At 68.7% G+C, this 24,463-nt stretch carries 21 protein-coding genes; 15 read left to right on the forward strand and 6 right to left on the reverse strand.

Annotated features, from left to right (window positions below):
• The first annotated feature begins 284 nt into the window (after positions 1 to 284).
• The 6 genes from IU452_RS26590 to IU452_RS26615 all read left to right on the forward strand — a co-directional run bounded on the left by IU452_RS26590 (position 285) and on the right by IU452_RS26615 (position 7,437).
• The gene (locus IU452_RS26590) at positions 285 to 2,087 is read left to right on the forward strand and encodes a hypothetical protein (RefSeq protein WP_416382371.1); all 1,803 of its coding nucleotides are present in this window, start codon (positions 285 to 287) and stop codon (positions 2,085 to 2,087) included.
• 67 nt (positions 2,088 to 2,154) lie between these two features.
• Complete coding sequence (locus tag IU452_RS26595; protein ID WP_195111909.1) at positions 2,155 to 2,463, forward strand: transposase; 309 nt, start codon at positions 2,155 to 2,157, stop codon at positions 2,461 to 2,463.
• A gap of 337 nt (positions 2,464 to 2,800) precedes the next feature.
• Positions 2,801 to 4,486, forward strand: a complete 1,686-nt coding sequence (locus IU452_RS26600) for a peptidoglycan DD-metalloendopeptidase family protein (RefSeq protein WP_195111910.1) — start codon at positions 2,801 to 2,803, stop codon at positions 4,484 to 4,486.
• On the forward strand, positions 4,483 to 5,178 hold the full coding sequence (locus IU452_RS26605; protein WP_324192835.1) for a hypothetical protein: 696 nt from the start codon (positions 4,483 to 4,485) through the stop codon (positions 5,176 to 5,178). Before IU452_RS26600 ends, IU452_RS26605 begins: the two co-directional genes overlap by 4 nt.
• A gap of 37 nt (positions 5,179 to 5,215) precedes the next feature.
• Entirely contained in the window at positions 5,216 to 7,045 is a 1,830-nt protein-coding gene (locus IU452_RS26610; protein WP_195111911.1) for a type IV secretory system conjugative DNA transfer family protein, read from the forward strand.
• Positions 7,042 to 7,437, forward strand: a complete 396-nt coding sequence (locus tag IU452_RS26615; RefSeq protein ID WP_324192836.1) for a DUF4913 domain-containing protein — start codon at positions 7,042 to 7,044, stop codon at positions 7,435 to 7,437. Before IU452_RS26610 ends, IU452_RS26615 begins: the two co-directional genes overlap by 4 nt.
• Before the next feature lie 412 nt (positions 7,438 to 7,849).
• On the opposite strand, the gene IU452_RS26620 is transcribed toward IU452_RS26615, so the two are convergent.
• Both IU452_RS26620 and IU452_RS26625 read right to left on the reverse strand, forming a co-directional pair.
• A complete protein-coding gene (locus tag IU452_RS26620) occupies positions 7,850 to 8,410 on the reverse strand; it encodes a hypothetical protein (RefSeq protein WP_195111912.1) in 561 nt (186 codons plus the stop codon).
• An 852-nt stretch (positions 8,411 to 9,262) separates the two neighbouring features.
• Complete coding sequence (locus tag IU452_RS26625) at positions 9,263 to 10,129, reverse strand: peptidylprolyl isomerase (protein WP_195111913.1); 867 nt, start codon at positions 10,127 to 10,129, stop codon at positions 9,263 to 9,265.
• Positions 10,130 to 10,279: 150 nt separating this feature from the next.
• On the opposite strand from IU452_RS26625, the gene hisS reads away from it, so the two are divergent.
• The 3 genes from hisS (at position 10,280) to IU452_RS26640 (ending at position 13,464) form a co-directional block, all read left to right on the forward strand.
• Entirely contained in the window at positions 10,280 to 11,557 is a 1,278-nt protein-coding gene (hisS, locus tag IU452_RS26630; protein ID WP_195111914.1) for a histidine--tRNA ligase, read from the forward strand.
• A 100-nt stretch (positions 11,558 to 11,657) separates the two neighbouring features.
• Entirely contained in the window at positions 11,658 to 12,302 is a 645-nt protein-coding gene (locus IU452_RS26635; protein ID WP_195111915.1) for a hypothetical protein, read from the forward strand.
• A gap of 157 nt (positions 12,303 to 12,459) precedes the next feature.
• A complete protein-coding gene (locus IU452_RS26640) occupies positions 12,460 to 13,464 on the forward strand; it encodes a malate dehydrogenase (protein ID WP_195111916.1) in 1,005 nt (334 codons plus the stop codon).
• A gap of 24 nt (positions 13,465 to 13,488) precedes the next feature.
• Here the strand turns inward: IU452_RS26640 and IU452_RS26645 are convergent, their stop codons facing one another.
• Positions 13,489 to 14,361: a TIGR03619 family F420-dependent LLM class oxidoreductase gene (locus IU452_RS26645; RefSeq protein WP_195111917.1), complete on the reverse strand. Its 873-nt coding sequence runs from the start codon at positions 14,359 to 14,361 to the stop codon at positions 13,489 to 13,491.
• Between the two features lie 176 nt (positions 14,362 to 14,537).
• On the opposite strand from IU452_RS26645, the gene IU452_RS26650 reads away from it, so the two are divergent.
• Positions 14,538 to 15,299, forward strand: coding sequence for an SDR family oxidoreductase (locus IU452_RS26650; protein ID WP_195111918.1), 762 nt, complete (start codon positions 14,538 to 14,540; stop codon positions 15,297 to 15,299).
• 75 nt (positions 15,300 to 15,374) lie between these two features.
• Here IU452_RS26650 and IU452_RS26655 read toward each other — a convergent pair whose 3' ends face one another.
• Both IU452_RS26655 and IU452_RS26660 read right to left on the reverse strand, forming a co-directional pair.
• Positions 15,375 to 17,033: a hypothetical protein gene (locus IU452_RS26655; protein ID WP_195111919.1), complete on the reverse strand. Its 1,659-nt coding sequence runs from the start codon at positions 17,031 to 17,033 to the stop codon at positions 15,375 to 15,377.
• 3 nt (positions 17,034 to 17,036) lie between these two features.
• Positions 17,037 to 17,360 carry a type VII secretion target gene (locus IU452_RS26660; RefSeq protein ID WP_195111920.1) on the reverse strand — a complete coding sequence of 108 codons (324 nt, stop codon included), beginning with the start codon at positions 17,358 to 17,360 and terminating at the stop codon, positions 17,037 to 17,039.
• A 191-nt stretch (positions 17,361 to 17,551) separates the two neighbouring features.
• Between IU452_RS26660 and IU452_RS26665 the strand changes: the two genes are divergently transcribed.
• From IU452_RS26665 to IU452_RS26680, 4 genes are all read left to right on the forward strand, one after another.
• Entirely contained in the window at positions 17,552 to 18,544 is a 993-nt protein-coding gene (locus IU452_RS26665; RefSeq protein WP_195111921.1) for an NAD-dependent epimerase/dehydratase family protein, read from the forward strand.
• Between the two features lie 31 nt (positions 18,545 to 18,575).
• A complete protein-coding gene (locus IU452_RS26670) occupies positions 18,576 to 19,604 on the forward strand; it encodes an Rv2578c family radical SAM protein (RefSeq protein WP_195111922.1) in 1,029 nt (342 codons plus the stop codon).
• A gap of 141 nt (positions 19,605 to 19,745) precedes the next feature.
• Positions 19,746 to 21,665, forward strand: a complete 1,920-nt coding sequence (locus IU452_RS26675) for a 2-oxoacid:acceptor oxidoreductase subunit alpha (protein ID WP_195111923.1) — start codon at positions 19,746 to 19,748, stop codon at positions 21,663 to 21,665.
• On the forward strand, positions 21,665 to 22,744 hold the full coding sequence (locus tag IU452_RS26680) for a 2-oxoacid:ferredoxin oxidoreductase subunit beta (protein ID WP_195111924.1): 1,080 nt from the start codon (positions 21,665 to 21,667) through the stop codon (positions 22,742 to 22,744). The genes IU452_RS26675 and IU452_RS26680 overlap by 1 nt, the downstream gene beginning before the upstream one ends.
• Before the next feature lie 45 nt (positions 22,745 to 22,789).
• On the opposite strand, the gene IU452_RS26685 is transcribed toward IU452_RS26680, so the two are convergent.
• Positions 22,790 to 23,197 carry a hypothetical protein gene (locus IU452_RS26685; RefSeq protein WP_195111925.1) on the reverse strand — a complete coding sequence of 136 codons (408 nt, stop codon included), beginning with the start codon at positions 23,195 to 23,197 and terminating at the stop codon, positions 22,790 to 22,792.
• 32 nt (positions 23,198 to 23,229) lie between these two features.
• On the opposite strand from IU452_RS26685, the gene IU452_RS26690 reads away from it, so the two are divergent.
• Complete coding sequence (locus tag IU452_RS26690) at positions 23,230 to 23,682, forward strand: hypothetical protein (RefSeq protein WP_195111926.1); 453 nt, start codon at positions 23,230 to 23,232, stop codon at positions 23,680 to 23,682.
• The last annotated feature ends 781 nt before the right edge of the window (positions 23,683 to 24,463 follow it).

Here is a 24,463-nt window from a genome sequence, read left to right on the forward strand (position 1 = left end):
ACGGGCGCGGGGGGCGGGGGGAGCGTCGGCCCGCCGAATCACGGTCTCGCCGTGGGCGAGAACGAGCCGACAAGACGGCCGGGCGGGACGAAACGCCGGTCGAGGAGCGTGGCGAGATGCAGGACAACGGGCGACCTCGCCGGGCGCCGGCTGCCCGGGGCGAACTCGGCCTCGAGGCCGGGAACGGGCGGTCCGGCGACCGGCGGGGGACACGGAACGGGCGAACTCGGTCCGGCGGGACCGATGATCGCGTGCGCGGCAACGGGTCTCGCACGGAGCGAAGGGTGCGTGATCGCAACGGAGGTCGCGCCGCTGCCGTGGACCGCGGTGCGCACGCGGACCCGCGGGTGGACCGCAAGCGGGCATCCCGGAAATCCGCATCCGCCAAACCGAAGAAGCAGGGCCCACCCCTGCTCGACGATGCCACCAGGGCGCGCTACGAGGCCATCGCCCGCGAGCGTGCCGGTCTGCGCGCGGCGTGGGCGGCGTTCCGGATCCGCACCGACGATCTGCGCCGCGCCAATGCGTCGGCCCGGCTCGAGGCGGTCGTGGAGGATGGGTTCGACCGCGAGACCCTGCCGCTCACCGATCGCGGCTACGCCGGGTCCGGCGGTGGCCGCATGAACGTCGTCGGCCGCCCTGTCGAATATCGCGCCACCACCGCGCAGGTGGCCGGTCTGTGGCCGTGGTCGGTGGGCGCCGGTGCCCCGCTGATCGGCACGCCGCTCGGTTCGCATCTGCACACCGGCGCGCCCGTGTGCTTCGATCCGATGAACTGGTTCATGCGCGGCAGTTTCATCACCGCGCCGAGCCTGTTCGTGCTGGGGCTCAACGGTTTCGGTAAATCCTCGCTGGTGCGCCGGATCGTGCTGGGCGGCGTCGCCCAGGGCATCACCCCGCTCGTCCTCGCCGACGTCAAGCCGGACTACCGCAAGCTGGTGGAACTGGTCGGCGGCCAGGTCATCGACCTCGGCTACGGCCACGGCAAATTGAATCCCCTCGCCGCCGGTGTGCTCGGGTCGATCGTGCCGATGCTGGCCGACGTCCCCGCGCTCCAGCTGCAGGTCACCCAGGAACTGCGGGCCCGCCAGGTCACTTTGATCGCGGGTCTGGTCGAACTGGTCCGCGGCGCGCGCGTGCGCGACTACGAGGAGACGCTGATCTCCACCGCGCTGCGCATCCTCTACCGAGAGGGCAGCGGCTACACCCCCGACAGCCCGCCGATCATGGAGAACCTGCTGGAGGTGATCGTCGGCGGCGGTGAGGAATTGATGCTCGACGCCGGGGCCGACAACCCCGAGGAATACCACGAGGCGACCAAGGGGCTGCGGCGTTCGCTGCGCGCCCTCACACAGGGCCCGTTCGGTGCGGTGTTCAACGGCCAGACCACCACGCCGATCGATACCTCGGCGGTGGCGGTCTGCATCGATGTCTCCCACATCCCCACCGGCGACAAGAAGCTCAAAGCCGCTGTGATGCTGGCCTGTTGGGCCGACGGTTTCGCCTCCGTGGAGGCCGCGCACGTGCTCGCCGACGCCAAACTCGGCCAGCAGCGCTACTTCCAGGTCGTGATGGACGAGCTGTGGCAGGTGCTCGGGCTGGGCGACTTCATGGTCGACCGGGTCGACGAGCTGACCCGCCTGCAGCGCGGCCTCGCCACCTCGCTGATCATGATCAGCCACACCATCAAGGACCTGCAATCGCTGGGATCGGAAGCCGCCATCGCCAAGGCACTCGGCTTCCTCGAGCGGGCGCGCGCCAAGATTTTCGGCGCGCTGCCGCCCGAGGAGGTCAAACGCCTGGATTCGACGGTTCCGTTCACATCCGCCGAGGAGGAGATGGTGACCGGATGGTCCGCGCCGCAAGCCCTGACCGGTGAGGCGCTCAAACCCGGCCAGGCCCGGCCACCCGCGCCCGGCACCGGCAAATTCCTGCTCAAGATCGGTGAGGACCGCCGCCCCGGCATTCCGTTCCACATGGAGTTCACCCTCTCCGAGAAGGAAAGCGGAATTCACGAAACCAACCAGCGCTTCAGCGAATTCACCGAATCCACCGCCCGCCGCGGTGACGAGGGGAGTGCCGCGTGAGATTGGAAAAACCTGTGGCTCGAGGATGTTTGCGGGATCGTCGACGCCGGTTAGGGAGGTTAGCGCGATGATGCCGCACAGGTCCTATCGCAGAGTATCGCCGGAAGTGCGCCAGGCAGCGGTCGAGCAGGTGATCGCCCTGACCGGGAAGCTGCGCAGCGAATCGGAGGCCTGCCGGGTGGTGGCCGAACAGATCGGTGTGCACACCAATTCGGTCCGCAACTGGGTCCGCGCCGCCGAGGGCCCCAGCCTCGAGCGCATGGACGCGGTCGCCCTGCGCCGCAAGGTGGCCCTGCTGCAACAGCAGTTGGCCGCCGCCGCCGAAATGAACCGCACCCTCGTGGAAACCCTCAACGAAACCAAACGCACCACATGACCCCGGCCCCCCACCCCGCGGCCCCAGCCGCACCCCATCCCGGGATACGCACTTCCCACCCCTCGGTGCGTATCCCTGGACAGAGTGCGGCTGTTGTCGGCGCCATTCGGACAGCCGCACCCCTTCTTCGTTCCCGCACCCCTTCCGACCGTCCGCACGGGGTGCGAATGCCCGGAAAGGGTGCGGCTGTTGCTGGCGGCCTTCGGGCGGGCGCACCCTTTGTTGGCTTCCGCACCCCGTGTGGACGGTGGTACGGGGTGCGAAGGCACGCAAGGGGTGCGGCTGGGATGGCGGGCCGGGTGGGTGGGGGAGGCGCGGGTAAGAGTGCGGGGGTGCGGTGAGTTCGAAGACTCTGGTGTGGGCGGGGTTGGGGAGTGTCATCGGGTTGATGGCGCTGGTGTTGGTGATCGTGTTGCCGGCCTCGGAGGATCAGTGCGCGGATCAGCCGAGTGTGCCGAGTATCGTGCTGCCCGGGGATCCGCTGGCGATGGGGGCCTCGAATCAGCTAAGTGGGTCGGGGACGCCGAGCGCGGGGGCGAGTGCGATGGGACAGACCGGGGCGAATTATCCCGCGGCCGCGGTGAATCCGACCGTGGCGGCGACGCCGTCGCTGGCGGCTGGGGTGGCGCCGATCCGGCGGACCTGGCCGCTCGCCGCGGGGTCGTTCACCATCTCCGATACATTCGGCGCGCGCGGCGGCGCCCACCTCGGTGTCGATATGGCCGCCGCGGACGGCACTCCGATCTTTTCCGTCGCCGACGGTATCGTCGTGGCCGCGGGGCCGGCCTCCGGATTCGGCAACTGGATCGTGATCGACTCGATCGACATCAACGGCCGCCCGTTCTCGGCGGTCTACGGCCACGAATGGGACAGCGGCGTCCTGGTCCGGGTGGGCCAGACCGTGCGCGCCGGACAGCCGATCGGCACGGTCGGTTCCGCGGGCGAATCCAGCGGTCCACACCTGCATTTCGAGATCGTGCCGGGCGGTCGCTTCACCGGCGGGCGTCAGATCGATCCGCTGCCGTGGCTCGACGGCGCGCCGACCCCGAATGCCGGTGGGGCATGGCCGTTCTCGACCAACCCGCTGTGCAGCCGCGGCTTCGGCACCGCCGGTGGCGCGCTGGCCGCCGGTAAGGTGCCGCCCGAACTCGAGATCTGGTACCGCCGCGCCGGATCGCTGTGCCCCGAGATCACCCCGTCCATCCTGGCCGCGCAGGGCCGTCAGGAATCCGGATTCCGGCGCGGGCTCACCTCCCCGGCCGGCGCCCAGGGCCTGTCGCAATTCCTGCCCGGCACAGCGCGTGCCACCGATCCCGACGACGGCAAACCGTATCTGCTCGATGCCGACGGCAACGGATCGGCGAGCATTTGGGACGACGGCGATGCGATCATCGCCCAGGGCCGCTACATGTGCTCGCTGGCGCACCGGATCGAGCGCTGGATCGGCGAGGGCCGGGTGCACGGCGACGTCGTCCCACTCGCCCTGGCCGCCTACAACGCCGGGGAGGGCGCGGTGCTCGCGTCCGGTGGCATGCCCAACCAGGTGGCCGCGCACTTCTCCGAGACCCGGCCCTACGTCACCAATATTCTGGCCATGGAAGCGCAGTACCGCGCCCCGGGCTCGATGGGCCGCTTCCAGCCTGACGGCGAAGCCGGTGGCGCGCAGGTCGTCGAGGCCGCTCGACAGTGGCTGGGCACCCCGTACGTGTGGGGCGGCGGCGGTCCGCAGGGGCCCACCGACGGCGGCCTGGACGGTCCGGGCCTCACCTCGGCCGCGGTATTCGCCGCCTCGTCCGGCCGAGTCCTGCTGCCCCGCACCGCCGAACAGCAGTGGGAGATGGGGGCGGAAGTGCCGATCCGCAAGGCCCGGCCCGGAGATCTCGTCTTCACCCGCTTCGGCCCGCGCGGCCCCGCCGACGTCGGTGTCTACACCGGCGACGGCACGATGATCCGCGCCGCCGACCCGACGGGCGTGCGTGAGGTCCCCGTTCCCGGCGACGCCCGAGTGAGGAGGGTGCTGTGACTGCGTTGCTCCGCCCACGAAAGGGACACGCCGAGGTCACGGACGTCCCAGTAGCTCCCAACCAGCGCTTTCGGCGATTAGCCTGGATACCGGGCCCGGTGGCCGAGCGGCTACCGGGCGGCAGGAGTTCGGCGACGACGAAACACGCGAACCTGGTGGTGATGTTGGTGGTGGGCGTCGCGGTGCTGATCGCCGGATGCGGCGGCGGCAACGGCGGGACGGATTCGTCCGGCGTGCACCCACCCACGTCCTCCACCCCTCGGCAGCTGGAGGCGGTCCCGGCGCCCGACCCGACCACACCGGACGGTGTCGCCGTGGCGGCGTTGAAAGACATCTTCACCTGGTATCCGGCCACCGAATCCCCGGGCGGTTCCCTGGCGCGGGCCCGGAAGTGGCTGGGGCCCAGCCTGATCCGTACCCTGGACACACCACCACCGAGCGGCGTGGACAGCCCGAAACCGACGCTGCAGTGGGCGGACTGGGGCAGGGCCGGTGCGAAGGTCGAGGCGTTCACCTTCGCGTCCGGGGAGACGGCGCCGCCCGGCGCCGACCCGGACCACCAGCAGTACAAGATCGGGATCGAGCAGACCGCCGTCTATCCCGGCGGGCGGCGCGAACCGCTGCCGCCGCAGACGGTGATCGCCACCGTCGTGCGCACCCCCGACGGCTGGCGGCTCGACGGATTCCGGTGAGCGGCAACAACGTATACGGTCACCTCAGGAGGCGGAGATGGCGAAGAAGGTGAAGGATCCGGCGAACCCGGGTCCCGACGTCACCCTGTATCTGATCTACATCGGTTTCGCGCTGGTCGGAATCGTCTGGCTCGCCCTGCATCTCGGCAATCGGATGGCGGTGACCAAACAGAACATCCCGGTCAACCCGATCGCGATCGTGGCCGAACTGGCCCGCGGCAAACTGGAGTGGCCGCGCGCGTCCACGGTGATCCTGCTGCTGGTCGTGGCGGCGGTGATCGCGGTGCTGGTCGTGCGCCGGGAAACGAAGAAGCGCAAGACCAAGGGCGCCCTGCCGGTCGACGAGAAGGCCCAGTACATGGGCAACGGCAGCGCCATCGCCCCGCTCACCGAGGCCGGTGTCCGGGAGAAGGCCCAAGTGCTGGGCGTGCGACTGGGCTACGACGATGTCCCGGGCGTGCCGATCGGCATCTCCGTCGCCGGCGGTGTGCCGCTGTACGGATCCTACGAGGATCTGCACCTGGACATCTGGGGCCCTCGGCAGGGCAAGACCACCGCGCGGGTCATTCCGGCCATCCTCACCGCCATCGGGCCGGTGCTGGCCACCTCCAACAAGCGCGACGTGGTGGATGCGACCCGGGATGTCCGTGAGGCCAAGGGGTCTCGCACCTTCGTCTTCGATCCCCAGCAGGTCGCCGGTGAGGAGCCCACCTGGTTCTGGGACCCGCTGTCGTGGGTGGACGCTCGCCGCGCGGGCTGTGAGATGCGTGCGGCCCGATTGGCGGGTCACTTCGCCGACGGTGACGACGGATCCGACGCCACCGTCGACTCCTACTTCGACCCCGAGGCCGAGGATCTGCTGGCCGGGCTGTTTCTGGCCGCGGCCGTCGCCAACCGCCCGATCACCCAGGTATGGGACTGGGTGACCAACCCCAACGACATCGAACCCGTGGAGCTGTTGCGCCGGGCCCAGCACCACTACACGGCCTCCGGCCTGGCCCAGCAGTACAACGCCGAGCTTCGCACCAAGAGCGGCATTTTCGGCACGGCCAAGAAGATGATTCGCTGCCTGAAGCTGTCCAATGTGCACCCGTGGATCACCCCCGGCGGCGGCGACCGCTACAGGTTCGACGAACTCGAATTCGTGGACCGCAACTGGACCCTGTACTGCCTGTCGCTGGAGGGGCGCGGATCGGCGGGACCGCTGGTGAGTGCGCTCACCGAGGCGGTGATCGACGTGGCCATGCGCAAGGCGGCGCTGTCGCGTGGCGGCCGTCTCGACATTCCGCTGCTCGCCGTGCTGGACGAGGCCGCCAATATCGTGCGCTGGAAGGATCTGCCGAAACAGTACTCGCACTTCGGATCTCGCGGCATCGTCGTGATGACCGTGCTGCAGTCGTGGGCGCAGGGTGCGCGGTGCTGGGGCGAGGCGGGTATGCAGGCGTTGTGGGCGGCGGCGAATATCAAGGTGCTCGGTCCCGGTGTGGACGACACGAGATTCCTCGCCGCACGGTCGGAGGCGATCGGCGACTACGACGTGATCTCCGGGTCGGTCTCGGAATCCAAGGGCAGCAAGAGCTATTCGCGGTCGCTGTCCTCGTCGCGCACCCTGAACGTGAACGCGTTGGCCACCCTGCCGCGAGGGCGTGCGGTGCTGTTCTCCTCGGGCGCTCCGGCGGTACTGGTACGCACCGTGCCGTGGTGGGAGACCGAGTACGCTGCCGACGTGAAGCGGTCGATCGAGCATCACGATCCGCAGCGGCCACATACCACCACCATCAACGACCTGATCGAAGAACGCCGTGGGGTGACCGATGTCGCTCCGCCGCAGACCTACGGGCAACCCGAGGAGGTTCGGCCGCTGTGAACGACCAGCAGCAAGACATGATCTATTCGAACGTGGTCGAGTTCGTGGAGAACTATCTCAGTCTCGTATATCGGCGGCAGGTCACCGATCTCACCGACACCGTGTGGTGTCCGGAGTGGTGGAAGCATGCGGAGGCCGCGATGCGCCTGGAGGCGCTGTGGCGGGCGTGGGAGTATCTGCGCCAGGACGGTAAGACGGGGATGAGTGTCTGGTTCCTCGACCACGCCGATCCGCACATGTCGAAGCTGTTCGATCCGCGCGGCCCGTTCAAATACTGCAGCGTCCGCAACGGCCACAAGGACATGCTGAACCCTCTACCCCTGAAATCCCCCCAGCAGGGCATGTTCGGCGACCCCACCGTAGACCCCACCACCGGCGACTTCCGCTCCTGACCCCCGAGCGCCTTCCACTACCGGCAAGGGCCCACCATCTCGGCTCTTGTCCAACTGCCTTGGGCGTCTTGGGGTCTTACCTCCGAAGTGCCTCGGCCCCTAGCACCGCAGCGTCTCGACCCCGCAATTTCGGCTCTCGCCCTTGACATCTCGGGTTCTCAGCCTGAGCATCTTCGGTGCTTGGCCTCGCGTCCAGGGCTCTTGGTCCAGCCGTCCTGGACTCTTGACCCAGACGTCTTGGACTCTTGACCCCCCGGGCTTCTTCCCTGATCGACCTGGTCGCGTCTTTCCTGCGTACCCCAGGTGTCTTTCCTACTTGACCCGGCCGCGCATCTTTTCTTATATGACCGGCCGTGGTCTTCTTGCGTGACCGCCCGCGTCTTTCCCTCTTTACCCCGGCGAAGCCGTGGGGTCAGCGGCGGACGCGTTCGAGGCCGCGCTCTTCGATCTCCCGGGCGCGGGTGACCTTCGGCGGTTCTTCGGGGCGGGTGCGTACGGCTGCCTGCGGTGGCTGGGCCTGGCTGACTTCCATCAGCATTCGGACGGCCGCCAGTTCAGGGGAGATGCCGATCCGGGAGAGGTGTTGGGCCAGGGCCTGCCTGCGTTCGATCGAGTCGTAGCGGTCGAGCCCGCGCGTGGCCTTGGACCGGGCCGCCGCCTGGGCGGCGCTGCGAGCGGCCGTGGCGCGCTCGGCGAAACGGTCCTTCTCCAGCGATACGCCCTTCTCGAGGACCGGCCGCTCCAGCATGCGCGCCAGCTCGAGGTTGCGCGGGTCTTTGGCCTTGGCCTCCCGGGCGTCACGCAGCAGCCGTTCGCGGGTCTCTTTGGCCCGCTCCTGGGTCACCTTGACGCGGGCCTCGGCTTCTCTCTGGCCGCGTTCCCGGGTGCGCAGTGCGACCAACGTCGCAAGCTGCAACATTTGCCTCATCAAAGCCGCTGTCTCGCGGCCGATGTCGTCGAGTTCCTCGGCCATTGCCTGCTCCCCGATGCTGCAGTGATCACTATGGATGATTGTGGTGCTTCGTCACGGACACCGCCACACAAACGGTAGTTTCTGCGGCACTGTCCCCGCCTGCAAACGTGGACACCGAGAGCACTGGTGTGAGGTAGTCCTACCCGGTGGGGCGGTTACTACACCGCTTCGTACTCTGTTCTACGAGATTACCAGCGAATATGCAGGGCAGCCTTACTCGCATTGTGCAACAACAGCATATATCGCACAATTCCGACACGTGGCCCGAAGCACCGGATGTTCTCCGGCATAAGGATGCCCTAACCGAACGTCCTGCGCCAGTGCGACACGTCGCCATTTCCCTGCCCCGACAGGGCATCTCCCCGACGCCTCCGGCGCGGGGATGAGATGAAGGGGGCGCAGGGGGATGAGATGTACGGGTGCGGGGGATGAGATGTACGGGTGCGGGGGATGAGATGTAGGGGTGCGGGGATGAGATGTAGGGGTGCGGGGATGAGGCGTAGAGGCGCGGTGGCGATATGTGGAGGTGCCGCGGAGATCAGGTGAAGGGGCGCCTCGCGGATGAGCTGTAAAGGCACCGTAAGGATGGGGTGTAGAGGCGCAGAGACCGGGAATACAGTGCGGGCGACGAGACCTGGTGCCGCCGCGCGTTGAGTCCTTCTCTACCGCGCGTCGCCAGCGGGCCCGTTGGCGGTAACAGCTGGTCCCCTGGCATCGACATTGGGCCCGCTGGCATCGACGCTCGGTTTCCCGCATGACGACGTCTTGTGCCGCCCGGCGTGCCCTTGGTTGCGCCGGGCGTCATACCTAGTTCCCCCGCGCCGGAAGCGCGGGGGCTACCCATGGCGCGACTCAGCCGACCCGAACCGAGTCGAACGTGACCGGATTCTTCGGTTTGCCGTCGCCCGCAGCCTGATCGGCGTCGTCGAGACCGGCCCCGGCGATCTTGTCCAGGGTCTGCAGCCCGGCATCGTCGATCGTGCCGAAGATCGTGTAATTCGGCGGCAGTGGGGAATCGCCGTAGACGAGGAAGAACTGGCTGCCGTTGGTGCCTGGACCGGCATTGGCCATGGCGACGACGCCCCGCTTGTACAGCACGGGCTGGGGCTTGGGAGCGTCCTGTGGGTACTGATCGGTCGGATACTCGTTGTCGAAAGCGTATCCCGGTCCGCCCCGGCCGGTGCCCGAAGGATCGCCGCACTGCAGGACCTTGATGCCCTCGGTGGTCAGGCGGTGGCAGGGCGTGCCGTCGAAGTAGTGCTGGTTGGCCAGGCTCACGAAACTATTGACGGTGCAGGGTGATTCGCCGTTGTCGAGGGTCAGCCCGATCGGTCCCTGGTTGGTGTCGATCGTGACCGCGACCTGGCCCTGCGTGCCGACCTCGGTCTGGCTCGGCTTCTGGACCGGCTTGGCGGCCTCCCCGCCGTCGCGGTATGTGCAGGTGACGTTCGCGGCCTTCGCCACCGGCGCCGCCGGCGGCGCGGCCTGCGGCGTGCTCGACAGCGATGCGTCGGGGGTTTGGGTGGCGGCGGTGTTCTTGCTGTCGTCGCCGCGGGTCAAGTAATAGATGCCCACCCCGGCGGCGACCGCGACGACCACGCCGAGCACCGATCCGGCGATGGTGAGCTGCTTGCGCCGGCGCTCTCGCTCGGCCTGTCGGGCCAGTCGTCGCTCCAGCTTGCGTTTCGCAGCCGCTCGCCGCTGTTCGTTGGTCGGCACTACCGGTTCCTCCCGTGTTGGTCCTCTGTCGGCATAAGAGTGTGCCATCAGTTCCTGAGACGTCCCCTAACTTCTCCGATCCGCCCCGTACAATCGCCCCCTCATAACCGGTTGGACTTGCCACCGGCCGGTTTGGAAGACTGGACGATCGTGACCAAGACCAGCAGCTTCACCGCCCCGAAAGGGATCCCGGATTACGTGCCGCCAGCCTCGGCGGAGTTCGTCGCCGTGCGGGACGCGCTCGTGCGCGCCGCCCGGTTGGCCGGGTACGGGCATATCGAGCTGCCGGTCTTCGAGGAGACCGCCCTGTTCGCGCGCGGCGTCGGCGAGTCCACCGACGTGGTCAGCAAAGAGATGTGGACCTTCGCCGACCGCAACGGTCAGAGCTTCACGCTGCGTCCGGAGGGCACCGCGGGCGTCATGCGCGCGGTCATCCAGCACAGCCTCGACCGCGGCCAGCTGCCGGTCAAGCTGTACTACGCGGGCCCGTTCTTCCGCTACGAGCGCCCCCAGGCGGGCCGCTACCGGCAGCTGCAGCAGGTGGGTGTGGAGGCCATCGGCGTGGACGATCCGGCATTGGACGCCGAGGTCATCGCCATCGCCGACGCCGGATTCCGCGCGCTGGGCCTGAACGGATTCCGGCTCGAGATCACCTCGCTCGGCGACGACACCTGCCGGCCGCAGTATCGGGAGCTGTTGCAGGAGTTCCTGCTCGGCCTGCCGCTGGACGAGGAGACCCAGCGGCGGGCCCGGATCAATCCGTTGCGGGTGCTCGACGACAAACGGCCCGAGGTCCGCGAGCTGACCGCCGACGCGCCGCTGATGCTCGACCACCTCTCCGGTTCGGCCAAGGCGCACTTCGACCAGGTGCTGGGTTACCTGGACGCGCTGGGCGTGCCCTACGTCATCAATCCGCGCATGGTCCGCGGGCTGGACTACTACACCAAGACCACCTTCGAATTCGTGCATGACGGACTCGGCGCGCAGTCCGGAATCGGCGGCGGCGGCCGCTACGACGGGCTGATGGCCGAGCTCGGTGGGCAGCCGCTGTCCGGAATCGGCTTCGGCCTCGGCGTGGACCGCACCGTGCTGGCACTGCAGGCCGAGGGCAAGTCCGCCGCCGATCCGGCCCGCGTGGACGTATTCGGGGTGCCGCTGGGCGATGCGGCCAAGGCTCGGCTGGTGACGGTGGCCGCGCAGCTGCGGGCCGCCGGTATCCGGGTCGATCTGGCCTACGGCGGCCGCGGTGTCAAGGGTGCGATGAAGGCCGCCGACCGCTCCGGTGCGAAATTCGCCCTGGTGCTCGGCGACCGCGATCTCGCCGACGGAGAGATCGGGTTGAAGGATCTGGCGACCGGTGAGCAGCGCCAGATCCCCATCGATCGGGCAGTCTCGGCCGTCTCGGACGCGTTGGCGGCCGATCGGTAGTACCGTCACATCGTGCCCCGATCGTCGGCTCGCACAGTACAATTCGCGCCCGGCGCGGCGGCGGGCCGGTGCCCGATCATATCCGGACGAATGTGGACGTGTGACTGAGCAACCGAATCCCTCGGCGCCGCGGCAAGTCGGGCTGGACCTGATCGCGCCCGAGATGTACGCGCCGATGCTGCGCCGGCTCACCGTCGGCGCCATCGGCGTGGGCATCGTGGTGGCGCTGCTGCTGGCCCTGGTGGTGAGCTGGCCGATCGCGGTGCTGGCCGGGGTGGCGCTGGGCGCACCCACGGCGGTGTACGCCCTGGCGGTGCAGCGTCGGCGAATGTGGCTGGTGGGCAGCATCATCCAGGCGCGCACGCTGTTCGGCGGGCGGCGGCTGGACATCGCCGACGCCACCGGTGTGGAGGTGCTGGTCTATCCGGGCCGGCTGAGCCGGGTCGTGCTGCGCATCACCGCCGGTCGCGGTATCCAGATCGTTCCGCTGGCGATGTACACCGACGCCGGCAGCGGGCGCGAACTGCACATCCTCGGCCTGCGCAAACTCGCCGATGCCCTGGCCACCAGTAAGCTGGCCGCCGCCCTGGCGGTTTCGACCGTCCTGGTCGGCCAGCTGCGCGCCGAGGCTCGCGATGCCGTTCTCGACGAACGTCCCCTCTACCGTGCCGTCCAGTTGGTCCGCGCCCAGGACATCGTCCAGCCGGTGGTCCTGAGCGACCGGGACATCGCCACCCTGGCCTGACCGTGCGGAAAGCTTTGTGTCGCAGGACTTTCCGACTGGCCGGGGTCATTGTCCGGTTTCCGGAGAGGAGTGACTGTCTACTTGCTCACGGTGGGCGTGTGGCACAGGTGAGCGTGGTTAGGGTTGGGGGAGAGGACACCGATCATGAGGAGTTGACGTGAGCACTGCCGCCCGGACGCCCGTGACCGTCACCGTGACCGGTGCCGCCGGTCAGATCGCGTACGGTTTGCTGTTCCGGATCGCCTCCGGCGCGATGCTCGGCCCGGATACGCCGGTGCGGCTGCGGCTGCTGGAAATTCCCGCGGCGGTCGGCACCCTCGAGGGGGTGGCGATGGAGCTGGAGGACGGCGCCTTCCCGCTGCTCGAATCGATCGACATCAGCGACGACCCGTGGGTCGGGTTCGCCGGTGCGAATGTGGCGCTGCTGGTCGGGGCCCGGCCGCGGACCGCGGGGATGGAGCGATCGGATCTGCTGGCCGCCAACGGCCCGATCTTCACCGATCAGGGTGCGGCCATCAATGCCAGCGCCGCCGACGATGTGAAGGTGCTGGTGGTCGGCAATCCCGCCAACACCAACGCCTTCATCGCGATGAGCAACGCACCCGACGTGCCCGCCGAGCGGTTCACCGCCTTGACCCGGCTCGACCACAACCGGGCCATCGCACAGCTGGCCGCGAAGACCGGTGCGCCGGCCGCCGATATCGCGCGAGTCAGCGTGTGGGGCAACCATTCCGCCACCCAGTACCCCGATATCGGTCACGCGACCATCGGCGGTCGACCCGCGGTCGAGGTCGTCGACTCGATATGGGTGCGCAAGGATTTCATTCCGACGGTCCAGCAGCGCGGCACCGCGATCATCAAGGCCCGCGGCGCCTCCTCGGCCGCCAGTGCGGCCAGCGCGGCCATCGACCACATCCACGATTGGGTGCTGGGCACCCCCGTCCACGACTGGGTGTCGATGGCGGTGCCCTCGGACGGGTCCTACGGCGTTCCGGAGGGCCTGATCAGCTCGTTTCCCGTCACCTGCCTGAACGGCGAGTACACCATCGTCCCCGACCTCGAGATCGATGAATTCTCCCGCGAGCGCATCGGTCTCAGCGTCGCCGAACTGCAGTCCGAGCGCGATGCGGTCATCGACCTGGGATTCGCCAAGCGCCGGTAGCCGCCCCCGGGCGTGTTCTCTCCGTCAATCGCACTTGGCGATGACCGCTTCGGCGTACCGCTCGATATTGGTGATCTTGGTGGAGAGGGGTTCGGTGTCCGGGCCGGGGGAGTAGGGGTAGCGGAAGCCGACGATCACATCGGTGACGCCCTTGTCCTCGAGGCGTTTGATGCCGTCGGGGGTGTAGGCGTCCAGCGAGGCCGCGTGGATCTCGAACGGTGCGGAACTGTCGCGCTCGCTGCGCAATTCGGTCAGCCTGGCCAGCATGCGGTCGAGTTCGGCGGCATCCCCGCCGGCGTGCATCCAGCCGTCGCAGAGCCGGACCGCGCGGCGCAGGGCGGCGTCGCTGTGCCCACCGACCAGGATCGGCAGCGGTTCGGTCGGCGCGGGAGTGAGCTTGATCTTCGGGATGTCGTAGAACTCGCCGTGGAATTCGAAGTAGTCGCCGCGGCACAGGCCGCGCACGATCTCGATGCACTCGTCCATCCGCTTGCCCCGCTTCTCGAACGGCACGCCCATGATCTGGAAGTCCTCCGGCCACGGGCTGATTCCCACACCGAGGGAGAAGCGGTTGCCGCTCAGGTACGCCAGTGAACCGGCCTGCTTGGCGACCAGGACCGGCGGCCGGATCGGCAGTTTGATCACGAAGGGGGTGAACCGCAGCCGGGTCGTGGCGGCCGCCAGCGCCGCCGACAGCACGAACGCCTCGATGAACGGCTTCCCGTCCAGGAATTCGCGCGAGCCGTCGGGGGTGTACGGGTAGGTCGAATCCGATTCGGCCGGGTAGGCGATGCTGTCGGCGATCGACATGCTGTGGAACCCGGCGGCCTCCGCGGCCTGCGCCAGCGGGATGTAGTGCGCGGGATCGGTCATCGCCTCCGCGTAGGTGAAGCGCATCGATGGTCCTCTCGGCAAGAAACTAGAACAGATTCTAATTCTGATCGGGATGGTAGCGGGACTCTTCCGCGCTGTCAGCCGTTCGGGGCGCCCGCTGGCCGAGAGGCGGCATTGCCCAGTATCGGGGAACCTGTTCTAATCGCGCCGACCGCTGCGCTCGTTCCGAAGGAGTTGCGATGACGATTGCCATCACCGGGTCCGCGTCGGGTATCGGCGCCGCCACCGCCGCCGCACTGGCGGCGGCCGGACACGACATCATCGGCGTGGACCTGCACGATGCCGAGGTCACCGCCGATCTCGCCGTGCCCGAGGGATGTGCGGCGGCGGTCGACGGGGTGCTGGAGCGCTGTGGCGGCGTCCTCGACGGAGCCGTGCTGTGCGCCGGGGTCGGTCCGCACACCCCCGACCCGGTTCGGCTGATCGACATCAACTACCGCGCGGCGGTCGCCGTCCTCGACGGCCTGCTGCCCGCCCTGCGCAAGGGGGAATCGCCTGCGGCCGTGGTGGTTTCCTCGATCGCGTCGACCCAGGTGAGGTGGGCCGAGAATCCACTTGCCGCCGATGCGGACCGGGCTGCGCTGGAAAAGGCGCTGGAGCCCGCGGGTGACTATGCCGGGCATCTGGCCTATGCCTGGTCGAAGAACGCGCTCACCGTCGCGGTGCGCCAGCGTGCAGTGGACTGGGCCGCCGCCGGTGTCCGCCTCAACACCGTCGCCCCGGGACCCGTCGATACGCCGCTGATGCGCTCGGGCCTCGACGACCCGCGCTACGGCGACCTCATCCGGAACTTCACCTCCCCCATCCCCCGGATGGCCGAACCCGGCGAGATCGCCTCGCTCATCGCCTATCTGCTCGGTCCGCAGGCCACCTACATCCATGGCGCCCAGTTCGTGATCGACGGCGGCATCGATGCGCAGGGGCGGCCGACGGTGTTCTGAATCCTGCCGGCCGATCAATGACTTCGGCCCGGACCGCTGCCGGTCCGGGCCGAAGTCATTGGCCGATAGGGCGATTCAGAGCTGATCCATCTCGTAATCGTTGATGATCTCGTCGGAGTGGGTCTGCCCGATGACCTCCGGGGCCGATTCGCCCAGCGGGCCGGTGAGATCGCTGTTGCCCGTGGGGCTCTGGTAGGGCTGCACGGTGCGCGAGTGCTCGTCCTCGTCGCGGCGCTGACCGGCCGCGGCGGGTGCGCCGCCGAGGAATCCGGAACCGGCCATGCCCTGGCCCGGTGTGCCGGGCATACCGGGACCGAACGGCATGCCGGGAACGCCCATACCGGGGCGCCCGGGCACCGAGGCGCCCGGGCCGGGTTTCGCGCCGGACCCGCTGCTGCTGCCGGACCCGCCGCCGGACCTGCCGCCGAAGCTGCCGATCGCGCCGCCACCGGCTCCGCCCCCGGAGGACCCGGGATGTGCGCCGTTGCCGCCGAACGAGGCCGAATGCGTCGACGCCGCACCGGGTGTGGTCGATCCGGGCAGATCGCCGCCGAGGCCCGCGGTCTGGGTATCCACACCGCCGCCCGACAGCAGCTGCTGGGCCTGTTCCATGATCGGCTGGCCGACGTTCTGCGCCACCGCCTGGGCGACCTCGGCCGGATTCGGTCCACCGCCCGTGCCGAGGATCTGCTGCACCACGCCCGTCAATTGGCCGGTGTAGCCCGCCAATTCGCCGCGCGTGGCGTTCACGATGGCCACCGCCTGGCCGAGATGTTCGGTGGCGCTGGCCATCAGCGTGGCCTGCGCGGGCGGAGTGAGGATGACCGGGGCGAGCGCGGTGGCCTCCGCGGCGAACGCATTCGCCACCGCGGTCAGCTGCACATTGCCGCGCTGCACGACCGCGGCGGCCTCCTCGGTGAGCTTGGAGATGTCCAGGCCGCGCTGGCTGGTGTCCTCACCGTGGACCTGCGCCTGTTGGCCGGCGGCCTGCGCACTGCGCGCGGCCTGCCCCTGCCAGACCTGATCGACGGATTTCAGCGCGCCCATGCCGACCTGCATGGCGCTCTGGATGACCTGGGAGGACTGATTGAGGATGGTGGCCGGGTTGAGCGCGCCCATGACGCCCGTGCCGAAGCCGGACAGCAGATCCAGGAACGGCTTGAAGAGCATATCGATGCCCGGCAGCGCGGGCAGCGCCGCGCCGTTCATCAGAGCGCCGATCGGATCGGCGGGCAGGGGCGGCAGCGTGGGCGCGGCCGCTGCTGCGGCCGCGGCGGGCGAACCAGCCTGCTGCATCGCCGCTGCGGCACCGCCACCCGCATTGCTCAGTGCCGTCTGAGCACCGTCGAGCACGCCCTGCGCGGCCGCATGGGTGGTGTCCAATGCGCCCTGTGCGCCGTCGAGCGCGTTGTGCGCGGCACCCATCAGAGGTGAAGCCGCATCGCCGAGGGCGCCCGGCTGGACCGCGGCCGAGGCGTCGGGCGCGGCACCGGTGCCCATCCCCGGCAGGTGCGGGGTGCCGAGCGATGCGGAACCGTTGTCGTCGAACTCCTTGCGCGCCAGCGTGAATGCGGGCGGCTCGATCGGCGGGAGATCGGCCGGCAACTGCGGCAGCGGCATATCCAGGATGGGCCCGTGCTGGGTCGCCTCCGCCATCGTGGGCGCGGCCGCCGGACCGGTCGCCGCGGACGGCGCGCCGATGACTCCGGTGTCGTGCCCGTCGACTGTTCTCACTCGTTATCCCCCGATCCCGTTGGCGATGGCCCCGAGCGCCGCCGAGGACGCCTCGTCGGTGCTGTCGAACACCGCCGCCGTGCCGAATGCCGCCTTCCCCAGATGGTCGTACTTGGCGGCCAGGTCGTTGATGTCCCTGGCGTGCAACACCTGTGCGGCGGCGAACATGGCCAGATAGTCCGCGCCGATGACGCCGAACACCGGGGTCATCGCGGCCACCTGCTTGACCGTGTCGAAGTTGGCCGCACCGGCGATTTCGGCCGCCACGCCCTCGTGCGTCCCGGCGAATGCGCGGACCGCGTCGGTCTCCGCGTAGACATCACTCATCGAGTCTGCCCCCCAGTCGTCGTGATCATCTGCCTTCGTGAACGTCTGAATTGCCCGAGTCGCAACCGTTTACCGGCGGCGACTGGGCCTCAATATAGCCGACCCGGCGGACAGGTTTCGAGCCAACGGGCCGGGAAGAAAACAAACTGGAACTTGTTGCAAATTAGAACGGGTTCTATATTCTCGATCCCATGAAGGTCGCAGTCACCGGGGCAGCCGGTTTCCTCGGAACGAATCTGCTCCACCATTTGGTGCAGCGCGGTCACGAGGTGACCGCCATCGATCGGGTCCGGCCCGAAGGCGCCGTCGATCCGCAGGTTACCTGGGTGAACGGTGACGTGCTCGATCCCGCCTCGATGCGCTCGGCGCTCGACGGGGCCGAGGTGGTGTATCACCTGGTCGCGGTGATCACGCTGGCCCATCGCAACGATCTGGCCTGGCGGGTGAACACCGAAGGGGTGCGGGTGGTCGCCGAGGCCGCCCGTGCGGTCGGTGTCCGGCGCATGGTGCACGCCAGCTCTATTCATGCTTTCGACCAGTACACCTGCGGCGGCCGCATCGATGAGCGGTCCGCGCGGTCGGTGGGTCCGGACCTGCCGGTGTACGACCGCTCCAAGTGGCAGGGCGAGGTGGAGCTGCGCAAGGTGATCGATGCGGGCCTGGACGCGGTGATCTGCAATCCGACCGGCGTGTACGGCCCCATCGACAACACCGCCTCCCGAATCAATTGCACCCTCTGGGATGCGGCGCGCGGTCGGGTGCCGGTCATGATCGGCGGCGGCTTCGATCTGGTGGACGTGCGCGACGTGGCGGCCGGGCTGATCCTGGCGGGGGAACGTGGCCGGACCGGAGAGAATTATCTGCTGCCCGGCGCGATGGTCTCGATGCTGGAACTGACCCAGCTGGCCGCCGCGGTCAACGGCAAGCGGGGGCCGCGGTTCGCCATTCCCGCACAGGTGATCTCGGCCGCGCTGCCGGTGCTCGAGCCGATCGGCAAGCTGCTGGGCAGCGACCGCGTCTCACGCGCGGCGATGGGTGCGCTGCTGTGCGCGCCCCAGGTCGACGGCGCCAAGGCGGCGGCCGAACTCGGCTATCGGCCGCGGCCGACCGAGCAGACGGTCCGCGATCTGATCGCCTTCTATAACGGCCGGCCCCTGGAACCGGAAACGCGCAGCATTGCTTGACACTGCTTAGAACAGATGTTCGACTGGAGGGGTGCGGTGGCAGAGCCAGACCCTGGATGCCGATGACGGGGCCCTCCCCGGACTCGAGCGGGCTGGTTTCGTGCGCAGCGTCCAGACCCCGGAGTTCGAGGGCGTCACATTCCACGAGGTGCTGTGCAAGAGCGCGCTGAACAGGATCCCGCAGGGGTCGGGGTTGTCGTTCAACTGGACGATCAACCCGATGCGCGGCTGTTCGCACGCCTGCCGGTACTGCTTCGCGCGCAGCACCCACGAATATCTGGACCTGGACGCCGGTCGCGACTTCGACACCCAGATCGTGGTGAAGACCAATGTGGCCGCGGTGCTGCGCCGCGAGTTGCATCGCCGGTCGTGGCGGCGCGAGACGGTGGCGCTGGGCACCAATACCGACCCGTACCAGCGGGCCGAGGGTCGCTATCGGCTGATGCCGGGCATCATTCGCGCGCTGACCGATTCGGGCACACCGTTTTCGATCCTCACCAAGGGCACGCTGCTGCGCCGCGACCTACCGCTGCTGACGCAGGCGTCGGGGGTGGTGCCGGTCAGCCTGGCGGTCTCCATCGCCATTCTCGACCAGGATCTGCACCGCAGCCTGGAGCCGGGGACCCCCTCGCCGCGGGCCCGGCTCGAGCTCGTGCGGGCGCTGGCCGACGCCGGATTCGCGGTCACCGTCCTGGTCGCGCCGGTCATTCCGTATCTGACCGACGGCACCGCACATCTGGACGCGATGTTCGCCGCCCTCGCCGACGCGGGTGCGGCGAGTGCGGTGGCCTTTCCGATGCATCTGCGCGGCAGCACCCGCGGCTGGTTCCTGGAATGGCTGGCCACCCACCACCCGGCGCTGCTGCGGAAATACCGGCAGCTGTACGGTCGTGGGGCGTACGTCACACCGGAGTATTCTGCGTGGCTACGCGGTCGGATCGAGCCGTTGCTCGCTCGGCACGGACTCGACCGGGACCCGTCGGCGCGCCGGCCCGCGACTACGCCGGATCGCGACGACGAGGTATCCCGGCCCGACCCACAGCTCGCCCTGTTCGCTTGACGCAGTGCCCCGTGTTTGCGGCCCGTGCAACCGGCGCGGCCGAATCAGGTAGTACCCAACACTTCTCGGGTGTGACCGAGGGGTGCGGCGGAGTAATTTGGCGTGTGGTACCTCATACCGACGAGGAAGTGATGCAGGCGCATGGTTGATCTGGCGCGCACAGAGAAATTGGAGAGGGTCGTCATCCGCTTCGCCGGCGACTCCGGCGACGGCATGCAGCTGACGGGCGACCGGTTCACCCACGAGGCGGCCGCTTTCGGCAACGACCTGGCCACCATGCCGAACTTTCCGGCCGAGATCAGAGCGCCGCAGGGCACCCTTCCCGGCGTGTCGTCGTTCCAGATCCAGATCGCCGACTACGACATCCTCACCGCGGGCGACCAGCCCGATGTACTGGTGGCGATGAATCCCGCTGCGCTCAAGGCCAATCTGGAGGATCTCGCGCGGGGCGCCACGGTGATCGTCAACACCGACGAGTTCACCAAGCGCAATCTGGCCAAGGTGGGCTACGGCGCCGACCCGCTCGGCGACGATACGCTGTCGGATTTCGTTGTGCACCAGGTGCCGATGACCTCGCTGACCATGGCCGCCACCGAACCGGCAGGCGTGGGCAAGAAGGACGGGCAGCGCGCGAAGAATATGTTCGCGCTGGGCCTGCTGTCGTGGATGTACGGGCGGCCGATCGGCGGCACCGAACAGTTCATGCGCGAGAAGTTCGCCGCCAAACCGGATATCGCCGAGGCCAATATCCTGGCCTTCCGGGCCGGCTGGAACTACGGCGAAACCACCGAGGCCTTCGCCACCACCTACGAGGTCGCGCCCGCCACTCTGGCACCGGGCACCTATCGCCAGATCACCGGCAACACCGCGCTCGCCTACGGCATCGTCACGGCCGGGCAGCTGTCGGGCCTGCCGGTATTCCTCGGCACCTATCCGATCACCCCGGCCTCGGATATCCTGCACGAGCTGAGCAAGCACAAGAACTTCGGTGTCACCACATTCCAGGCCGAGGACGAGATCGCGGGAATCGGTGCGGCCCTGGGCGCTTCGCTCGGTGGTTCGCTCGGCGTCACCAGCACCTCCGGTCCGGGCCTTGCGCTCAAGAGTGAGACGATCGGCCTGGCCGTGATGACCGAGCTGCCGCTGCTGATCGTCGATGTGCAGCGCGGCGGGCCGTCCACCGGTCTGCCGACCAAGACCGAACAGGCCGATCTGCTGCAGGCGCTGTACGGGCGTAACGGTGAATCGCCGGTCGCGGTGGTCGCGCCGCGTTCCCCGGCCGACTGTTTCGCCACCGCGCTGGAGGCGGCGCGGATCGCGCTCACCTATCGCACGCCGGTGCTGCTGCTGTCCGACGGCGCGATCGCCAATGGTTCGGAGCCGTGGTCGATTCCGGCCGTCGCCGATCTCGAGCCGATCGATCCCGGATTCGAATCCGAGGCGGCCGACGGCGATTCCTTCCAGCCCTACGCGCGCGACCCCGAGACCCTGGCCCGGCCGCTCGCCGTGCCGGGCACCAAGGGCCGCGCGCACCGGATCGGCGGCCTCGAGAAGGCCGACGGCAGCGGCAATATCTCCTACGATCCGGCCAATCACGAGCTCATGGTCCGGTTGCGGCAGGCCAAGATCGACGGCATCACGGTTCCCGAACTCGAGGTCGACGATCCCGACGGCCGCGCCGAACTGCTGCTGATCGGATGGGGCAGCTCCTACGGTCCGATCGGGGAGGCGTGCCGGCGGGCCCGGCGGCGCGGGGTGCCGGTGGCGCAGGCACATCTGCGGCATCTGAACCCGTTGCCGCCCAATACCGGTGAGGTGCTGCGCCGCTATCGCACGGTGGTCGCGCCCGAGATGAACGGCGGCCAGCTGGCCATGCTGCTGCGCGCCCGCTATCTGGTCGACGTCCAGCCGTGGACCAAGATCGCCGGGACCGCGTTCTCGGCGCAGGAACTCGTCGGCGTCATCGACGCGGCACTCGACGGCTCCATCGCGGAGATGGAACAGGACAAGGCCTTCGACGCGCGAGCGCGGGCCACATATCGCACGACAGGGGGCAAGTGATGACCATCGTGGAAACCTCGCTCGTCGGAACCGATCTGGGCCTGACCGGGCTGTCCGGCGTGCCGGGGGCGGACGGGCCGCAGAAGGTCAAGGACTACACCTCCGATCAGGAGGTGCGCTGGTGCCCCGGGTGCGGCGATTACGTCATCCTCGCCACGGTGCGCAGTTTCCTGGCCGATCTCGGATTGCGCCGGGAGAACCTGATGTTCGTCTCCGGCATCGGGTGTTCGAGCCGGTTCCCGTACTACCTCGACGCCTACGGGATCCATTCGATTCACGGGCGCGCCCCCGCGATCGCGACGGGACTGGCGGTGACTCGGCCGGATCTGTCGGTGTGGGTGGTGACCGGCGACGGTGATGCGCTGTCGATCGGCGGCAACCACCTCATCCACGCGTTGCGGCGCAATGTGAATATGACGATCCTGTTGTTCAACAACCGGATCTACGGTCTCACCAAGGGCCAGTACTCGCCGACCTCGGAAGAGGGCAAGGTCACCAAGTCGACGCCGATGGGTTCGGTGGACCATCCGTTCAACACGCTGTCGGTGGCGCTGGGCGCCGAGGCCAGTTTCGCGGCGCGGGCGCTGGATTCGGATCGCGCCGGGCTGACCGAGGTGCTGCGTGCCGCCGCCGAACATCGTGGCACCTCGTTCGTGGAGATCCTGCAGGACTGCCCGATCTTCAACGACGGGTCCTTCGATGCGCTGCGCCGGGAGAATGCGGAATCGCATTTGATCCGATTGCGGCACGGGGAGCCGATCCGGTTCGGTGCGGAGGGTGAATTCGCCGTGGTGCGCAGCGGTTTCGGGCTCGAGGTGGCGCGTGCCGACGCGGTCGCCGAAGCCGACATCGTCGTCCACGACGCCTACGCCGAGGATCCGGAATACGCCTTCGCGCTGTCGCGCCTGTCCGACCAGGGGCTCTCGCATGTGCCGGTCGGCATCTTCCGCAGTGTCTCCCGCCCCACCTACGACGACGGCGTGCGCGCCCAGACCACGACCGCCCGCGAGCGGAAGCCGGTGGGCCCGAATACGTTGCAGCAGTTGCTCACCGGTAAGGAGACCTGGACGGTCGGCTGACGTTCGGCTCGGTGCCGCCCCGATCGGGGCGGCACCGATATCCGGTCAGCGATCCGGGACGAACGAGTCGAGCAGTTTCTTGCACAGATCGTCGAAGCGTCGGCGGTTGGCCTCCTGCTCATCGCTGAGCCCCTCGCTCGACCCGGGCGAGTAGACCACCAGGTGCACATCCTGATCCGGGGTGGCGCCCAGGAAGTCCAGCAGCGTACTGCTGTGATCCCCTTCCTTCGGCATGCCCATATCCGCCGTGGCAAGCTCTCTGGCCTCGGCCATCGCCGTCGCCATCGCCTCCGGCGGAATCCGCCCGTTCACCTTCTGCGGTGCGGTCCCCACCTTCCGATCCGGACTGGCCGCATCGAGACTCTTCACCGCCCGCCCATCCGCATGCACCTCGAGAATCGGCCCCACATCCGTCCGCCCCTCCCACCCCACGGGAATCGTGGTGAGCAACATCGAAATCGGCGCGGGCGCAGACGGCGGTGGCGGTGGCGGCGCAGGAGCCGGGGGAGCAGCCGGTGCCGCAGGCGCGGCGGGCGCCGGGGGTGCGGGCTCAGGAGCAGGCGGCGGTACAGGAGCCTGAGGTGCCGCAGGCGCATCTTGCGGTGCGGGCGCAGCTGGCGGTTCCACGGCCGGGGCCGGAGGTGCAGGCGCGGGCGTCGGTGACGCGGGTGCGGCCGCCGAAGGTTCAGGAGCCGGTGCGGCAGGCGCGGGGGGCGGTGGGGCAGCGGCTGGGCCCGGTGGTGCAGGTGCGGGCGCCGGGGCTTCGGGCGCTGGTGCCGCTGGCGCGGGTGCTGGTTGTGCGGCGGCTGCGTCTGGTGGTGCAGCTGCGGGCGCTGGGGGTTCAGGGGCTGGCGCCGCAGGTGGAGGTGGCGCGGCGTCGGGCGCCGGTGCGGCAGGCGCGGGTGCTGGTTGTGCGGCGGCTGCGTCCGGTGGTGTAGAGGCGGGCACTGGGGCCGAAGGTGCGGGCACTGGTTGTGCCGCAGGTGCATCCGGAGGTGTGGGGGCCTGGGGGGCTGCGGCCGCAGCGGGTGGTTCGGCGGCTGGGGCCGGTGGTGTGGGCGGGGCGGCCTGAGGTGGTGGAGGTGTGTCTTGCGCTGCCGGGGCGGCGGATGGCTCGGCCGGTGGCGCAGGCGGGGCGGCTTGGGGAGCTGGAGGTGCGTCCTGGGGTGCGGGAGCAGCGGGTGTTTCGGCGGGAGGCGGGGGTGCGGGTTCGTCTGCGGTGGCGAGGACGGCGGGGCTGCCGAACAGCGCGGTGGCCAGGACCAAGCCGGTCGCTACTGTGCGGCCGAGCGCGAATTGTCTTGCGGCCGTGAGCTTGCGCATGAACCGTCCTCCTCATCCGACACATCGTCGCCTTGGTGATTCTGGCCTGTCGACCGGCGGATTCGCATGCGACGCGCCGCTGGACTGCGGAGGACATTCGACGATATGCGTCAGCGAACGGGGCGTCCTGGCAGTCGCGAGTAGCGCAAGAACTCGACTGCAACGGAACTCAGCCCTCATCCGAAGTGTGGATGAGGGCTGAGTTCCATCTTGCTTTCGCCCGACATTGTCACGCATCGTGCAATGCATTGGTTGTTGCTAAAGTTGGTACTTTGTCGCGCTTTTACGATCTGGACCGTCGTAGACGCTTTTTGTCATGAAAGGCGCTAACAGTTGGGAAGCAAGCATTCGGCCTAGGGCTCGACGGTAGGAGGAGATAACGAAGGTGCCCGCAAG

Origin of the sequence: Nocardia transvalensis (assembly GCF_015477765.1) — a bacterium.
GTDB classification, from domain to species: Bacteria; Actinomycetota; Actinomycetes; order Mycobacteriales; family Mycobacteriaceae; genus Nocardia; species Nocardia transvalensis_A.